Source organism: Nocardia sp. NBC_01377 (assembly GCF_045040005.1).
GTDB classification, from domain to species: domain Bacteria; phylum Actinomycetota; class Actinomycetes; order Mycobacteriales; family Mycobacteriaceae; genus Nocardia; species Nocardia noduli.
The window spans coordinates 3,542,531-3,561,469 of sequence record NZ_CP109566.1 but is presented as its reverse complement, the minus strand read 5'-3'; the positions used below and the strand labels follow the sequence as shown (position 1 = coordinate 3,561,469).

At 68.4% G+C, this 18,939-nt stretch carries 1 protein-coding gene; it reads left to right on the top strand.

Going from position 1 to position 18,939, the window contains the following annotated elements; all coding sequences use genetic code 11:
- The first annotated feature begins 725 nt into the window (after nucleotides 1-725).
- Nucleotides 726-18,818, top strand: a complete 18,093-nt coding sequence (locus OG225_RS16315) for an amino acid adenylation domain-containing protein (RefSeq protein ID WP_405182434.1) — start codon at nucleotides 726-728, stop codon at nucleotides 18,816-18,818.
- The last annotated feature ends 121 nt before the right edge of the window (nucleotides 18,819-18,939 follow it).

Here is an 18,939-nt window from a genome sequence, read left to right as displayed (position 1 = left end):
GTTGATGATCATTGCGGACGGAGTTGCTCCCCGATATGATTACTGATTCAAGCTGTTCGCCGACACAGCTAGCGTGATTCGGCGGCTGCCGGTCGGAATATTTCGGCCAACGGGGTTCGGCAAGTCGGGGACCAGCATCCCGCTTGCCAGGGGTGCGACGAATCCGTTGCGCAAATCGACGACAGAGCTGTCGTGCGATTCGGCACAAATTGGTGCAAGACCCTACTTCTCAGATCTGTGCGGTGCAACCGATGAATCATAACGATATCTGCTTTCCGCCCGACGAATCCCACGGCGACCCGTACGACCGGGTTCGCGCGTCGACCGCCGACGGTCGACGCTGGAATCGCCGCGTACGACTCAAACATTCGCATTCGTGACGATTCGACGCGGGTGATGGCCTCCGGCCGAACCCGCCCACGGTCGCCTCACGTTCTCCAGCCACCGAGGCCCTGACCTCCGGGTGGCGTCGCGAGCTCTCGAATCGTGCTGATTCCGTCCTCGGCCTGCGCGAATGACGCGTCCGGGGCGGTCAGGGGTCGCCAGTGACTCCCGAGGGCCGTTCGCTCCGCAAATGATGAATGCATGGAGGTCAGATGACCACGTCCCAGCGTAACTTCGACAGCCGTTCCGGGCGGTCCAACTCATCGCAGGCCGGCTCATCCGAATTTTCCGGTCAAATGATTTCCGGCAACGGTTCCGAAGCGCGCAGCGGCAATGGATCCATGAACGATGCATCCTTCGATGTGCTTCGTCTGTCCGCGGCACAGCGGGGAATATGGTTCGCGCAACATCTCGCGGGCGCCTCCCCGATATCCGTTGCACAATATGTCGAGATCGTTGGCGAATTGAAACCCGAATTACTTGTCGAGGCCTGCAAGACCGCCGGTCGAGAATTCGGGTCGGGGCATCTACGTCTCATCGAAGTCGACGGCGAACCGCGTCAGTTCGTCGATCTGACACAAGAGCCCGCCGTAGCGGTCACGGATTTGCGTCGTTACGTCGATCCGGTGGCGACCGCGCATCGGCTGATGGTAGAGGACTATTCGAACCCGCTGGATTTGCTGAGCGACCGTCTCATGACCTGCGTCGTGTACCGGGTCGGCGAGAATCATTTCCTCTGGTATCAGCGCGCGCACCACATCGCCCTGGACGGCTACGCGGCGGTCACGATAATGCACCGAATTCGCCAGCTGTACAACGCTTGGGTACATGGAGAAGAAGCTCCGCCGTCGACGGCGGACGATCTCGCCGATGTCATCGAGCAGGATCTGACCTACCGGGGTTCGACACGATTCGAGAACGACCGCAAGTACTGGACCGAACATCTGGCGGGCGCGCCGCCGGTGGTGAGCCTCGCCGGTCGCGTCAGCAAACCCACGATTCATCCGATCCTCGTCAGCGTCCCGCTGCCGGAGGACACCGCGAAACTACTCGACGCCGCCGTGCTGGACCGCGGCACGAGCGTCGCGCCGATCATCGTCGCGGCCTTCGCGACCTACCTCGCCCGGATGACCGGTAGCGACGAGGTACTGCTGAGCCTGCCGATCTCGGGCCGGCATTCGGCGGTGCTGCGACGCTCGGGTGGCATGGTCGCCAATGTCGTCCCATTGCGTGTGCCGATCGCGGGCCTCACCGTCGGTGCGGTGACCGCCGCCACTCAGGGCGAGCTGACCAGTGCGCTTCGTCGGCAGCGCTACCGCCAGGAGGACATCTTCCACGACATGGGGATCGCGCGCGACGAGGCCGCGTCCTTCGGCCCCGCCGTGAACCTCATGATGCTCGAGAACGAGATGGTGCTCGGTGAGACGACCGGCCGCCTGAACGTCCTGACCTCGGGACCCACCGCCGATCTGTTCGTCAACATCTACCCGGGCGCGGGCAAGGACAGCACCCACATCGATTTCCAGGGCAATCCGAACGTCTACAGCCCGGACGAACTCGCGGGACACCACAGGCGCTTCGTGATGTTCCTGCACAACTTCCTCGCGGGCGGCGCGGACCACCAGGTCAGCCGCCTGCCCCTGCTCGAGCCCGAAGAACGGTCGGCGCTGCTGCCCGTGCGCGGTCCGCGCAGCATCGGAACCCGGCTGCTCCCGGACATCCTCGCCTACAGCGCGCAGCGCGATCCGCGCGCGATCGCGATCATGTCGAGCGGGCGAACCGTGACCTACGGCGAGCTCGACACCCGATCCTCCCAACTGGCGCGGCAGCTGATCGCCGAAGGGGCGGGCCCGGACACGGTGGTGGCGATCGTGCTGCGACGCTCGGTCGAATCGGTCACGGCGGTGTGGGCGGTCGCGAAGGCCGGGGCCGGGATCGTGCAGGTGGATCCGGAGTATCCGCGCAAACGTATCGAGCACATGATCGCCGACAGCGGCGCGCGAGCGGTGATCACCCTCGGTGCCTACGGCGAACGACTACCGGATTCGGTGCACAGGGTGGTTCTCGACGATATCGACACCGTGCGGAGCTGCGCCGACGCCGCGGCGGGCCCGATCCGCGACGAGGAGCGGATCCGCCCGCTGCGGGCGGCCAACCTCGCCTATATGACCTATACGTCGGGATCGACCGGAGTGCCGAAGGGGGTACAGGTCACCTACACCGGCATCGCCAATCTCGTCGCCGACCGGACCGAGGCGTACGGTCTCGACGCGTCCTCGCGGGTGTCCTACGCGCTGTCGCCCAGCTTCGACGCCTCGATGGAACAGTTCCTGACCTGCTTCGCGAACGGCGCGACGCTGGTGATCGTGCCGCCCGAGGTGATCGGTGGCGAGAAACTGACCGCACTGCTCGCCGACGAAGGCGTGACCCACCTGACGCTGACACCGGCGATGCTGGCCACCGTGGATCCGGGTCGGCTGACCGATCTGCGCGTGGTGGTGGTCGGCGGCGACGCCTGCCCGCCGCATGTCATCGAGCGGTGGGCACGAACCTGTGCCATGCACAACGAGTACGGGCCCACCGAGACGACCGTGACCGCCGCGGGCGCGGTCATGGAACCCGACGGCGAACCGACCGTCGGCACCCCCATTCGTGGCGTATCGGCCATGATCCTCGACCGCACCCTGCAACCGGTGCCGAAGGGCACCGCGGGCGAGCTGTATCTGTCCGGCCCCGGCTCGGCGCGCGGCTACAGTCACCTCGTCGACCAGACCGCGGCCCGTTTCGTCGCGAATCCGTACGGCGGTTCGGGGGACCGGATGTACCGGACCGGCGATATCGCGCGCTGGGCGGGCGAGGGTTCGGCGATGACGCTGGAGTTGATGGGCCGCACCGACTTCCAGGTGAAGATCCGCGGATACCGGATCGAACCGGGCGAAATCGATGCGGCGCTCGCCGGACACCAGGATGTGGATCTGTCGGTCACCGTGCCGCTGCGCAACAACGCGGGCGTGACCGTGCTCGCCTCCTATGTGGTCGCGGTGCGCGGCCGTCGGGTCGATCCGACCGAACTCGAGCGGTTCGCGCGCGAGTCCCTGCCGCCGCATATGGTTCCCGCGGTGATCCTGCCGATGGACAGCCTCCCGGTGAACGCGTTCGGCAAGGTCGACCGAAACGCGTTGCCCGAACCTGTCTTCCGCTCCGAATCGGCGAGCAGACTGCCCGCCACCCCCGGGGAGACGGTGCTGGCGGCGCTGTTCGCCGAGATACTCGGCGTGGAGCAGGTCGGCGCGGACGACAGTTTCTTCGCGCTGGGCGGTGACAGTATCCTGTCGATCCAGCTGGTGGCGCGCGCCAAGGCCGCGGGTCTGGCGTTCTCCACACAGGATGTGTTCTCGCACAAGACCGTCGCGGCCCTGGCCGCCACCGCCACCGACGCGGGAGCCGATCAGCGTCTGGTCGAACTGCCCGGCGGCGGTGTCGGGGCGATGCCGCTGTCGCCGATCATGCACGCGATGCTTGAGCGAGGGCATTTCGACCGGTTCACCCAGGCCGCGCTCATCGAACTCCCGGACGGAATCGAGCGCGCGGAGCTCGTGCGCGCGCTGACCGCGGTGATCGACCACCACGACATCCTGCGCGCGGTGCTGTGCGGCATCGACTCCGATGACCCGCACCTCGAGGTGGGCGAACCGGGATCGGTGGACATCGACGCCGCCCTGGTCCGCGTCGACCTCGACCGGCGCGATGCCGCGGAAATCGACGCGTATCTCCAGGCGGCCGCCGACCGGCTCGATCCCCGTGCCGGTGTGCTCACGCAATTCGTCTGGATGAGCGATCGCGACGGCACCGCCCCCGATCTGTTGTGGCTGGTCGTCCACCATCTCGCGGTCGACGCGGTGTCGTGGCGCATCATCCTCACCGACCTCGCGCAGGCGTGGCAGCAGATCCGCGAGGGCGGCGACCCGCGTTTCGCCGCCGCGACGACCTCGGTCCGCCGGTGGTCCCACGGTCTGGTCGAACAACTGCCCGAACGGCGCTCGGCGGAACTCGAACGGTGGAAAGCGGTTCTCGCCCAGGGCGATCAGCTTCTCGGTGCCCGACCGCTCGATCCGGATCGCGATACCGGGGACACGGCGGGCAAGATCCGGCTGCGTCTCCCGGCCGAGGTCACCGAGGCGGTCCTCACCACGATCCCGGCCCGCTTCCACGGCGGCGCCAACGACGCGCTGCTCGGGGCGCTCGCCTTGGCCCTGGCACGGTGGCGGCGGACGCGGGATATGACCGTCGGCGGTGAGGTCATCTCGCTGGAGGGTCACGGGCGCGAGGAACAGGCCGTGCCGGGGGCCGATCTCGTCGGCACCGTCGGCTGGTTCACCACCCGATTCCCGGTCCGGCTCGCCCTGCGCGACATCGACCTGGACGACGCGTTCGCCGGCGGCGAGGCCGCGGGACTGGCGATCAAGCAGGTGAAGGAACAGTTACGGGCGGTGCCGGACAACGGCATCGGCTACGGGATGCTGCGCGCCCTCGACCCGCGGGGGCACGCCGAACTCGGGAGTTCACCGGAACCCCAGATCAGCGTCAACTACCTGGGACGCGTTGCCGCGCACGAATATTCGGGACCGTGGGCGCCGACCGCCGAATTCGACGCGCTCACCGCGACGACCGATCCCCGGATGGCGCTGGCCGCCGTACTCGATATCAACGCGATCGCCGAACAGGGCCCCGACGGGCTCGAACTCGACGCGACCTGGGAATACGCCGCACAGGTGCTGCCCGCCGCCGATGTCGAGGAACTCGCCGATCTGTGGGTGCGGGCGCTGGGCGCGCTGGCCCGGCACGCGCGCTCCGACACCGCGGGCGGATTCACCGCCTCGGACTTCCCGCTGGTCGAGGCCACGCAGGACGATATCGACCGCTGGCTGCGGGAATACCCGTCGATGACCGACGTGTGGCCGCTGACCGCGTTGCAGTCCGGACTGCTGTTCCACGCCATCTACGACGGTGACGGCGTCGACGGCTACATCGTGCAGGCCGCGCTCACCCTCGGCGGGAAGGTGCACGCCGAACGGATGCGCCAGGCCGCCCAGGCACTCATCGACCGGCACGACAGCCTGCGGGCCGCGTTCGTGGAGAGCAGCGACGGGCCGCGCCAGATCGTGTTGCGCGATGTCCGGGTCGATTGGCGGCAATCGGATATCACCGATATCGGCGATGCCGGAGACCGCGAGCGCGAACTACGGCGACTGGCCACCGCGGCGACGGAGTCGTTCGATCCGGCCCGTCCGCCGCTGGTGCGATTCCATCTCATCCGCGTGGCCGACGAGGAGTTCCAGCTACTCATCACCAACCACCACATCGTCCTCGACGGCTGGTCGATGCCGCTGATCGTCCACGATCTGCTCGCGTACTACATATCCGACGGCGGCGCGGCCGAACTCGCGCAGATGCGCTCCTACCGGGACTATCTACAGTGGCTGCACGCACAGGACGGTGAGGCCGCGACGAACGCGTGGCGGCAGATGCTCGCCGGGATCGAGAGCCCGACGCGGGTCACGGGCAGGCCGGATCGCACGGTCACCGCCCGCAACGGCGAAGTCGACCTGAGCCTCGATCCGGAGACCACCGCCGCGGTGTTCGGCCTCGGCCGCTCCCACGGAGTCACCGCCAACACCTCGCTACAGGTGGCGTGGTCGCTGCTGCTCACGGTCATGACCGGACGGTCGGATGTGGTCTTCGGCAATACCGTGTCGAACCGCCCGCCGCAGATCCCCGGTATCGAGCGCATGATCGGTCTGTTCATCAACACGCTGCCGGTGCGGGTCCGGCTCGACCCCGACGAAACCGTGGCCGAACTGCTCGTGCGCGCGCAATCCGAGCAGGCCGCCATGCTGGATCACCTGCACATCGGTCTGTCGGAGTTGCAGCGCGCCACCGGGATCGCCGACATGTTCGACACGGTGACGGTGCTGGAGTCCTATCCGCTCGACCGGGAGGGATTGAAGCGCAGTCTCGCCGACGCCGGACTGCAATTCGTCGATCTGGTCGCCCACGATGCCACGCCGTATCCGCTGAGTTTGCAGGTGACCCCGCCGCGTCCGGTGCGCGCGGGCCGGTCCGACCCGGGCGAGCCCGGCTGCTACCTGGTGACATTGCGATTCGCCACCGACCGGCTCGGGCCGCAGGAGGCCCGCACGCTGCTCGAACGGTACGAATTGATCCTGCGGCAGATCGTCACCGATCCCGCCGAGAAGGTCGCGGCCGTCGCCTCGTGCTGGGATTCCGAACGCGCCGAACTGCTGTCGATCGAAAGCGGCTCGCCCGCGGAGGAACTCACCCTGCGCGACATCCTGTCCGCGACCGCGTGCCGGTATCCGGACGCGCCGGCGGTGCGCTGCGGTGATATCGCGCTGACATATCGCGAGCTGGAACACCGCGCTGACCGGGCAGCCGCCGAATTGATCGACCGTGGTGCCCGTCCCGAGTCGTTCGTCGCCCTGGCCGTTCCCCGATCGGTCGAACTGGTCGTGGCGATCTGGGCCGTGGCGAAGACCGGCGCCGCCTTCGTGGCGCTCGATCCGGGTAACCCGCCCGAACGGATCGCGGAGCTGCTGTCCGACTCCGGGAGCACACTCGGGATGACGGTCGACGCTGTCGCCTCGCGCCTTCCGGAATCGGTCGACTGGTTGTACCTGGACGATATGCCCGCCGTGCACCGCTCGACCGGCGAACCCGTGGTGGCGGGCGAGCTGCGGCCCGACAACGCGGCCTACATGATCTACACGTCCGGATCGACGGGCAAGCCGAAGGCGGTCGAACTGAGTCACCGAGGTCTGGCCGATCTCGTCGCCGCACAAGCGGAAGCCTTCGGCGCGGACGCCGATTCGGCGGTCCTCCAGGTCGCCTCGCCGGGCTTCGACGCCTGCCTGTCGGAGGTACTGCTCGCCCACAGCAGCGGCGCCTGCCTCGTGGTGGCGCCGCCGCACGTGTACGCGGGCAGTGATCTCGCGGAACTGATTCGGGCGGAGAAGGTTTCGCACGCCATCATCACCCCGTCGGCACTCAATACGATGGATCCGTCCGGACTGCCGTCGCTGCGGGCCATCGCGGTCGTCGGTGAGGCGACCGGATCGGACACCGTGAACCGGTGGGCGCCGCGGCGCAGGCTGATGAATCACTACGGACCCACCGAAACCACCATCTGGGCAACCGGTTCGGAGGTGCTGCGGCCCGGTGAACCGGTGACGATCGGGCGTCCGATCCGCGGTGTCACGGCGACGGTCCTCGATATGTGGATGCGTCCGGTGCCGGTCGGGGTGGTCGGCGAACTCTATCTCGGCGGACCGGGACTCGCCCGAGGCTATTTCGATCGCCCCGGGGTGACCGCGTCCCGATTCGTCGCCGACCCGCGCTCGGCAGGCGGTGAGCGGATCTACCGCACCGGCGATTCCGTGCGCTGGGTCCGTGGCCAGGACGGATTGGAACTGGATTACCTCGGCCGCAACGACCAGCAGGTCAAGATCCACGGCCTGCGGATCGAACCAGGCGATGTCGACGCCCACCTGGCGCGTCACGGCGCGGTGTCCAGCGTCGCCACCGTCGCCCAGCAGGGACCGGCGGGTCAGCCCGTCCTGGTGTCCTACATCGTCGCCGCGTCGGGCGCCACGCTCGACGTGCGGGCGTTGCACGAAGACCTCGCCGACACCCTCGCCCATTACATGAACCCGACGGCGATCGTGGAACTGGATTCGATGCCGCTCACCCCGACCGGCAAGATCGACCGTAAGGCGCTGCGCGAGCGCGCCTTCCGTTCGGAGAGCGAGGGCGGCAGGCCGCCGTCGACGCCCGCCGAACATCTCATGGCGCAGTTGTTCGCGGATGTGCTGCATCTGGAGAACGTCTCGGCGGACAGCAACTTCTTCACTCTCGGCGGCGACAGCATCGTCTCGATGCGGTTGGTGGCCCTGGCCAGATCCGCCGGACTCACCATCACTCCCCGAAATGTGTTCGAGGGCAAGACGGTCGCCGCCCTCGCCGCGATCGCGCGCGGCGAACCGGCTCCCGTGCCGATAGAGGAACGGCCCCTGCATCGGACCGGCCACCGCGGCGAGGCACGCGCGTACCGGCCCTCGGATTTCCCGCTCGTGGCCCTCGCGCAACCCGATATCGAACGACTCGAGCAGCGGTATCGTGCGCTGGCCGACGTGTGGCCGCTGTCGCCGATGCAGTCCGGCATCCACTTCCACTCGATGTTCGACCAGGACGCAGTCGACAACTACACCGTGCAGACGATGATCGGCTTCTCCGGCGAGGTCGACGGTGAGCGCCTGCGCCGCGCCGCCCAAGCGCTCGTCGACCGGCACGACATCCTGCGGGCCGCGTTCACCGAGACGGCCGCCGGGCCGTGCCAGATCGTGCTGAACCACGCCGACGTCCCGTTCCGGGATGTCGATCTGACCGAGGTCGGCGATACGGAATCTCCCACCGACATCGCCGCTTTCGCCGCCGCGGACGCCGCGGCGGGCTTCGACCTCGCGGCTCCGCCGTTGATCCGGTTCACCCTGATCCGTGTCGATGCCGGTACGTTCCGGTTGCTCGTCACCAATCATCACGTGATCCTCGACGGCTGGTCGATGCCGCTGCTGATGCGTGAACTGCTCGAGTACTACGGATCTCCGTCGCAGATCGAGGCGACCGGACCCGCCCCCTCCTACCGGGACTACCTCGCCTGGTTGCGTCGACAGGATGCCGCCGCCTCCCGAGCCGCGTGGGCGCGCGCCTATTCGGATATCGACTCACCCACCCGCGTCGCCCGTCGCGGCGCCGCCGGCGGTTCGACGGCGGCGGCCGAGATCGGCGCCGAGCTGTCGGCGCAGCGGTTCGGGCAGTTGCGCGCGGTCGCGGCCGAAGCGGCCGTCACCATCAACACCGCTCTGGCCGCGGCCTGGGCACTGAACCTGCGGGTACTGACCGGTGACAGCGAAGTGATCTTCGGCTCGGCCGTGTCGGGCAGGCCGCCGGAGTTGCCCAGGGTCGAGCAGACGCTGGGTATGTTCCTGAACACGGTGCCCGTCCGGGTGCGGCTCGAACCGGATCTCTCGTTGCGGCAGTTGCTGGTTCACATCCAGGAACAGCACGCCGCCATGTTGGACCACCACTACATCGGTCTGCCCGACATCCATCGCAGCGTCGGGGTGTCCGAACTCTTCGACACCGCGCTGGCCTACCAGTCCTTCCCTCTGCACCAGGGTGCGCTACAGCACCTCGTGGAATCCGCCGGTCTGCGTATCGACGACATCACCGGCATCGACGCCACTCCGTATCCGTTGAGCCTGGTCGTCGCGCCACAGCCCGCCGACAACGGCAACGCGCAGGGTTTGCAGATCACCCTCCGGTTCCTCGTGGACGAATTCGACACGGCGCGAGCGCGAGAGATCCTCGACCGGTTCGTCGAACTGCTGGACCGGGTCGCCGCGCAACCGGGCACCCGGCTCGGCGCGATCACACTGGACGAACCGGGCCCGTCGTGGCCCACCGCGGTCGAACACGTCCACCCCGTGCCGCTGCCCGACATCCTCGTGGGCTCCGCATCCCGCGAACCCACCGCGATCGCCGTGACATGCGGTGAGGTCGCGACCACCTACGGCGAACTCGACGAGCGCTCCAACCGCCTCGCCCGAATCCTGCTGCGGCGCACCGGTGGACGCCCGGCGGTCGTCGCCTGCGCGTTCCCGCGCTCGCTGGAGGGGATCGTCACGATCTGGGCCGCCGCGAAAGCGGGTGCCGCGTTCGTGCCGATCGATCCGAATCTGCCCGCCGAACGCATCGGATTCCTGCTGTCGGACTCCGGCGCGTCGCTGGGGCTGACCGTCACCGCCGCCAGGAAATCCCTGCCCGATGTCGTCGACTGGCTGATCGTCGACGACGCGGACACCCTCGGGGGCATGGCGTCGGTGTCCGACGCCCCGATCACCGATGCCGATCGCGGCGGTCCGATCAGGATCGATCGCACCGCGTACGTCATCTACACCTCCGGCTCGACCGGAACACCCAAGGGCGTGCTGCTCGGTCATCGGGGTCTGGGCGATGTCGTCGCGGCGCAACGCAAACTACTCGGCGTCGACCGCGCGTCGACGGTGCTCCAGGTCGCCTCGCCCAGCTTCGACGCCTCGATCTTCGAACTGTTGATGGCGCACGGCTCCGGCGGCAGGCTGGTGCTGTCGCCGCCGGAGGTCTTCGGCGGTCGCGAACTCGCGGATCTGATCCGGCGAGAGCAGGTTTCACACGCGGTGCTGACACCGTCGGCGCTGGCGACGGTCCCGCGCGATGGCCTCGACGGGTTGCGCGTACTGGCGACGGCCGGCGAAGCGGTCGGACCGGAACTGGTCGATCGGTGGGCGCCGGACCGGACCATGGTCAACCTCTACGGCCCGACCGAGTCGACCATCTGGGCCACCGCGAGCGAAGCGCTCAAGCCGGGCGTGCCGATCACCATCGGCGGCCCGGTCGGACCCGTCGCGACCGTGGTGCTCGACACCTGGCTGCGTCCGGTGCCACTCGGTGTCGCGGGTGAGCTGTATCTGTTCGGGCCGGGACTGGCCGAGGGATACATCGGCAAGCCCGGACTCACCGCCGCGAGGTTCGTCGCCTGCCCGTTCGGCGAGCCGGGACGTCCGATGTACCGGACCGGCGATATGGTGCGGCGAAACGCCGACGACCAATTGGAATTCCTGGGCCGCAACGATTTCCAGGTGAAGGTCCGTGGCACCAGGGTCGAGCTGAGCGAGATCGACGCGGCGCTGGGTGCGCACGCGAACGTGGCGTTCGCGGTCACCGTGCCGCGCAGTGATGATCGCCGCCCGTCGATCCTGGTGTCGTATGTGACGCCGTCGCCGGGGACCACCCTGTCCGGCGAGCAGTTGCGCACGGCGCTGACCGAGGTGCTGCCCGCCTACATGGTGCCCGCCGCCGTCATGGTGCTCGACGAGGTTCCGCTGACCCAGACCGGGAAGCTGGATCGGGACCGTCTCCCGGAACCGGTCTTCGCCGTGCGGGAATTCCGGGCGCCGTCGACGTGGCTGGAAGCCGTCGTCGCGACCGCCTTCGAGCAGGTGCTCGATATCCATCAGGTCGGCGTGGACGACGACTTCTTCGCCCTCGGTGGTGATTCGCTGACCGCGTCGCTGGTGGCGGCGCGGGTCGGCGCCGCCCTGGAGGTCCGGGTTCCGGTGCGGTCGCTGTTCGAGTCGCCGACCGTCAAGGATCTGGCCGAACTCGCCGAATCGCTCAGCGGCGGTGGCCGGGTTCCGCTGACCGCGACGGTGCGGCCCGACCCGGTGCCGCTGTCGCTGGCGCAGCAGCGGATGTGGTTCCTGAACCGCTTGGAGCCGGAGTCGGCCGCGTACAACATCCCGGTGATGCTGCGGCTGTCGGGACAATTGGACACCTCGGCCCTGGAAGCGGCGCTGGCCGACGTGATCGGACGCCACGAGGTGCTGCGCACGATCTATCCGGAGACGGCCGGTGAGCCGCGACAGTCGGTACTCGATGATCCGCAACTGGTCGTGGAGACCACGCGCGTGTCCGCGAATTCGGTCAGGGAGGTCGTCGGCGAATTCGTACAGCGTGGATTCGACGTGACCACCCAGGTGCCGATGCGGGTCGGACTGTTCGAGGTCGACCAGGAGACCGAAGGCGGCATCGGACAGTTCATGCTGGTGCTCGTCGTCCATCACATCGCCGGTGACGGCCAGTCGATGGGTCCGCTGGCACGGGACGTGATGGCCGCCTACGCGGCGCGTCTGGCCGGACACGCGCCGGTGTGGGAGCCGCTCGAGGTGCAGTACGCCGACTACGCGCTGTGGCAACGCCAGGTGCTCGGCGCGGACGAGGATCCGGAATCGTCGATGCACGCGCAACTTGCGTTCTGGCGTTCGACGCTGGCCGAGGCCCCGGATCGACTGGACCTGCCCGCGGACCGGCCCCGCCCCGCGGTGGCGTCGCTGGCGGGCGGCCGGGTGCCGGTGGAGATCGGGGCGAGACTGCACGGTCGACTGCTCGCGCTGGCACGTTCGCGCGGATCGTCGCTGTTCATGGTGGTGCACGCCGCGCTGGCGGTGGTCCTCGGGCGTTTGAGCGACAGCGACGACGTCGTGATCGGCACGCCGGTCGCGGGCCGGGGTGAACCGGGGCTCGACGCGCTGGTGGGAATGTTCGTGAACACCCTGGCACTGCGGACTCCGCTGCGAGGCGACGAAGCCTTCGCCGACCTGCTGCGACGGATCAGGGAAACCGACCTCCAGGCGTTCGAACACGCCGATGTGCCGTTCGAGCGGGTGGTGGAGGAACTCAATCCGGTGCGCTCGAAGGCACAACATCCGCTGTTCCAGGTCGCGCTGGCATTCCAGAATATGTCGACCGTCGAGGTCGTACTCCCCGACGTCGCGGTGTCGCGGGCCGATTTCGACTCCGGGATATCGCAGTTCGACCTGCAATTGATCGTCTCCGACTCGTACGCGAAAGCCGGGGTGACACAGGGAATCTCGGGCATGATGATGTTCGCTCGAGATCTGTTCGACGAGGCGACGGTGGTGGGATTCGTCGCGCGGTTGCTGCGGGTCCTGGAAGCAGTCGCCGACGACCCGACGGTAGCCGTCGGGGATATCGATTGGCTCGCCGACGACGAACGGTCCGCGCTGCTGTCGCGGGTCGGTCCGCACGCGGCGACCGCGCCGACACTGTTGCCGGAGGTGTTCGCCTCGGCCGTGCGGGACAATCGTGACGGCCTCGCACTGGTGGCGGGAGACGTCGAACTGTCCTACGCCGAACTCGACGAGCGGTCGAATCGATTGGCGCGGAAGCTGATCCGTGCCGGGGCCGGACCTGACCGCCCCGTCGTCGTCGCCGTCGCGCGGTCGCTGGAATCGGTGGTCGCGTGGTGGGCGGTGGTGAAATCGGGTGCGGCCTACGTTCCGGTCGATCCTCGCTACCCGGCCGCCCGGATCGAGCAGATGGTGGCGGATTCGCGGGCGGCACTCGGGGTGACAGTGTCCTCGGCGCGGGCCACGTTGCCCGATTCGATGGAATGGATCGTCGTCGACGACCCCGCGGTGTCGGCGCGGGTCGACGCGCTGGACGGCGCGCCGGTCGAGCAGGGGGAGCGGCTGCGCCCGCTGCGCACCTCGAACGTGGCCTGGGTGATCTTCACCTCGGGTTCCACCGGTGTGCCCAAAGGCGTCGCCGTGACCCATGCCGGCATCGCCGACTACCTCACGGCGCAACGCGCGGATTCCGAACTCGGACCCGACTCCCGGGTGCTGCATTTCGCGTCGCCCTCTTTCGACGCCTCACTGCTGGAAATCCTGCTAGCGGTCGGGGCGGGCGCCGCACTGGTGGTGGCGCCCTCGGAGATGCGCGGTGGCGACGAACTGGCCGAACTGCTGCGCGCGCGGCGGATCACGCACGCTTTCGTCACCCCTGCCGCGCTCGCCTCGGTGGATCCGGCGGGGCTCGACGACCTGCGGGTGGTGATGTCCGGTGGTGACGAGGTCCCGACGGACCTGATCAACCGCTGGGTCGGCACCGACAGCGCGGGAGCCAGACAGTTCCGAGTGCTGTACGGGCCGACCGAGACCACGATCGTCGCCTCGGCGACCGAACCGCTGCGCCCGGGTGAGCCGTCGACGATCGGCGCACCGTTGCCCGCGATGCAGGCCCTGGTATTGGACAACCGGCTGCGGCCGGTCCCCACCGGGGTGAGCGGCGAGTTGTATCTGGCGGGCCCGGCGCTCGCGCGCGGATATCTGAACAGGCCGGGCACGTCGGCCGCGCGGTTCGTGGCGCACCCCTTCGGCGCACCGGGGCGGGTGCTGTACCGCACCGGTGACGTGGTGCGGTGGAATACCGGCGGCGACCTGGAGTTCTTGGGACGCAACGATTTCCAGGTGAAGATCCGCGGGTTCCGCGTGGAGCTCGGCGAGATCGACGCGCTACTCGGCGCACACGCGGACGTGGGATTCGCCGTGACCGTGCCTCGGCGTGACGGCGTGGCACCGCTGATGTTGGTGTCGTATGTGGCGCCTGTCGCGGACGCCACGGTCTCGGGTGAGCGGTTGCGTGCGGAACTGGCCGAGGCCCTGCCCCCGTACATGGTGCCCGCCGCGGTCGTCGTCCTCGACGAGATCCCTCTCTCGCCCAGCGGAAAACTCGATCGCAGGGCGTTGCCCGCCCCGATCGTCGCGGTCAAGCAGTTCCGCGCACCGGCCTCGCCCGTGGAGGAGATCGTGGCCGGAGTGTTCTCCGAGATGCTCGGCATCGGACGCGCGGTCGGCGCGGACGACGACTTCTTCGACCTGGGCGGCAACAGTCTGGTGGCGACCCGTGTCGCCGCGCGGATCGGCGCCGCGCTCGACACGAATGTGCCGGTGTCGATGATCTTCGAGGCACCGACCGTCGAGAAATTGGCGGCGCGCGCCGAAACCCACACCGACACCGCCCGGCTGGCGCTGACCGCGCAGCCGCGCCCGCGACATATCCCGCTGTCGTACGCGCAGCAGCGGATGTGGTTCCTGAACCGGTTCGAGCCCGAATCGCCCGCCTACAGCATCCCGATCGTGCTGCGCCTGTCCGGGCGACTGGAGATCGACGCCCTGCACGCCGCGGTCGGTGACGTCGTCACCAGGCACGAGGTACTGCGGACCGTCTATCCCGAGATCGCGGGCGAACCCGTCCAACTCGTCCTTCCCGCTGCCGAAGCCGTCGCGCCGACGATGACCGTGACCCGGGTCGCCGACATCGAACTGGCGCAAGCGGTCTCGGACCTGCTGGCGACACCGTTCGACGTGACCACCGAGGTGCCGTTCCGGGTCCGGCTGTTCGAACTCGGAGCCGAGGAGTGGGTGCTGGCCGTGGTGATGCACCACATCGCCGGTGACGGGTCCTCGCTCGGGCCGCTCGCGCGGGACATGATGGTCGCCTACGAGGCCCGGCTGCTGGACGAAGCGCCCGGCTGGGCGCCGCTCACGGTGCAATACGCGGACTACTCGATCTGGCAGCACGCCGTGCTCGGCACCGAGGACGACCCCGAATCGCTGCTGCGCGCCCAGATCGACTACTGGACGCGGCAATTGGCCGATATGCCAGCGCTGCTGGAACTTCCGACGGACCGGCCGCGGCCACCGAGCCCGTCCTACGCGGGCGTGAGCATCCCGATCGATATCGACGCCGACCTGCACGCCGGATTGCAGCGGATCGCGCGGGCGCACAACACGACGCTGTTCATGGTGTTCCACGCGGCACTGGCCGCGACGCTGGCGCGGCTGGCCGACACCGACGACATCACGATCGGCACCCCCTACGCCGGACGTGGCGAGCCCGAACTCGACGGTCTGGTCGGCATGTTCGTCAACACCCTCGTGCTGCGGACCCGATTGCGTCCGGGGATGTCGTTCAGCGAACTGCTCGAGCAGGTGCGTGAGAACGACCTCGCCGCCTTCGGTCACGCCGACGTGCCGTTCGAACGGCTGGTCCAGGAGTTGAATCCGGCCCGGTCCCACGCGTACCACCCCCTGTTCCAGGTGATGCTGGCATTCCAGAACCTCGCCAGAACCGACCTCGAACTCCCGGGACTGTCCATGTCCGGACTCGACGCCGATACCGGTACCTCGCTGTTCGACCTCCAGGTCACGGTGTCGGATACCTACGACGAGACCGGGGCACCCTCGGGCATCACGGGCGGACTGACCTACGCGACCGACCTGTTCGACTCGGGCACCGCCGCGAAACTGATCGCCCGCCTGCTGCGGTTGCTCGACGCGCTGGTGGCCGACCCCGCGCGGCCGGTGCACGACGTCGACCTGCTCGACGCCGCCGAACGGGACGCCGTGCTGGTGCGGTGGAACTCGACCGACCATCCGCTCCCGGACGAGACGCTGGCCTCGGCCTTCGCCCGCGCGGCGCGGCGCTACGCCGACCGCACCGCGGTGCTGTTCGATGATCAATCGCTGACCTACGCCCAGTTCGCCTCGCGGGTCAATCGATTGGCGCGCTGGCTGATCACGCGCGGGGTCGGCCCGGAGTCGCTGGTGGCGCTGCGGATGCGGCGTTCGCTGGATCAGGTCGTCGCGATGTACGCGGTCCACGCCGCGGGCGGCGGATACGTGCCGATCGACCCGGACCACCCGGCCGAGCGCATCGAGTACATGCTGGCGACCGCGGGCGCGGTGGTGGAACTGTCGACCCTGGACGGACTGGATCTGTCCGGATTCGACGACGCCCCCGTCGCCGACGACGACCGTCTCGCCCCGCTGCGGCCGTACAACCTCGCCTACGTGATGTTCACCTCCGGCTCGACGGGCAGGCCGAAAGGCGTAGCGGTACCGCATCATTCGGTGCTCAATCAGTTGAGCTGGGTCAGCGGGACCTACGCGCTGACATCGCGGGACGTGGTGTTGCAGAAGACCCCGGCGACCTTCGACGTCTCGGTGTGGGAACTCTTCGGCACCCTCGCGGCAGGCGCGCGGCTGGTGATCGCCCGCCCCGACGGACATACCGATCCCGCCTATCTCGCGGAAATCATTGCCGCACAAGGGGTCACGCTGACCTCGTTCGTCCCGTCCATGCTTGCGGTATTCGCGGACGCCGCGCCGACGCATTCGCTGGATTCCCTGCGGGCGGTTCTCGTCGGCGGCGAGGCGTTCGGCGCGGAAGTCGCGGCGGCGGCGCGGCCGGTGATGCCGGAGACCGAGTTGCACAATCTGTACGGCCCGACCGAATTCACGCTGCACGCGACGGCGCATCGGGTCAGCGAGACCGATACCGGGAGTATGCCGATGGGCGTACCGGTGTGGAACGCGCGAGCCTATGTGCTCGACTCCAGGTTGCAGCCGGTTCCGCCCGGTGTCGCGGGCGAACTGTACCTGGCGGGCACCCAGATCGCGCGGGGCTACACCGCACGACCCGGCCTGACCTCGGAACGGTTCGTGGCCGATCCGCACGGTCCGGGCGGACGGATGTACCGCACCGGCGATCTGGCGCGCTGGCAGCACAGCGGTGAGCTGGAATACCTGGGCCGCACCGATTTCCAGGTGAAGCTGCGCGGCCTGCGCATCGAACTCGGGGAGATCGAGGCGGTTTTCGCCGAGCACAACGCCGTCTCCCGCGCCGTGGCGGCGGTGATCGCCACCGACACGGTGGACTACCTCGTCTGCTATCTCGTCCCGATCGCGGGCGCGACGGTCGACACCGAGGAAGTACTCGCGTACGCGTCGACCAAACTGCCCAAATACATGGTGCCGACCACCGTCATGGTTCTCGACACGGTGCCGCTCACGATGTCGGGCAAGCTGGACCGCTCGCGGCTGCCGAAGCCGGTGCTCGCGGTCGGCGAATTCAGGGCGCCGTCCTCCCGGCTCGAAGAAGGGGTCGCGCGCGCGTTCGAGCATGTGCTCGGTGTGGCGCGGGTCGGCGCCGACGACGATTTCTACGCGTTGGGCGGCAACTCGCTCCGATCGGTGCAGGTGGTCAGCGAATTGAAGAAGGTACTCGATGTCGAGATCCCGGTTCGCTGGATGTTCTCCGACCCGAGTCCCGCCGATCTCGCCAAGCGGATCGAATCCGGAGTACCTTCCGGTCACGATGCCTCGGCCGCGAACGCGCTCGGGATCGATGTCCTGCTGCCGATCCGAACGGCGGGCGAACGAGCGCCCCTGTTCTGCGTCCATCCCGCCTCCGGCTTGGCTTGGTGCTACCACGTACTCGACCAGTACGTCGCCGAAGGCAGGCCGATCTACGGGTTGCAGGCGCCCCAGATCGGCGGGGAGGATCCCGGTCCGACGACGATCGGCGAAATCGCCCACCGGTACCTCGAGGAGATCCGAAAGGTCCAGCCGCACGGACCGTACCACCTACTGGGCTGGTCGCTGGGCGGGTTGATCGCCCACGCCGTCGCCGCCGAGATACGCGCCGAGGGCGAGGAGGTCGCGCTGCTGGCCATGCTCGACGCCGAATCCAGCGGTATCGACGCCTCGTCCGTCTCGACCATCACGGCCGGGGAACTGATCAGCAATCTCGGCCCGGTCCTCGGCATCGATTTCGTCAGTGCCGACGCGACGGCGGAGGAAGCCGCCGAACAGATCGCGCGGCATCTGGGTGACGGCATCGATATCGACGCCGCGACGATCGAACGCCTGACCGCCGCCTACAACCTCTCGATCCGGGCTGCCGCAGCCTGGCGACCCCCGGTCGTGGACACCGACCTGGTGTACTTCACCGCGACCAGGGACAGGCGCTCCGATGCCGAGGGACATCGGGGATGGGCGCCCTTCGTCGGCGGCCGGATCTCGGACTTCGATATCGACGCCGAGCACCTGGAGATGACCGCGCCCACGGCGATCGCCGAGATCGCGGGGATCCTCAACTCCCGACTGGACTGATCGGGTTCGGCGCGAAGGAATACTCGTCCGCCGACCCACCGCACCGTATCCCACCGAGCCGCCCGACTCCGGGCGGCTCGGTGGTGCGTCACGTGATCGGACCGAGCGGTGTGGAGAATGT

What these genes read in the sequence shown, in the direction of transcription:
- OG225_RS16315 (WP_405182434.1), top strand. Translation starts at nt 726, where the DNA reads ATGAACGATGCATCCTTCGATGTGCTTCGTCTGTCCGCGGCACAGCGG.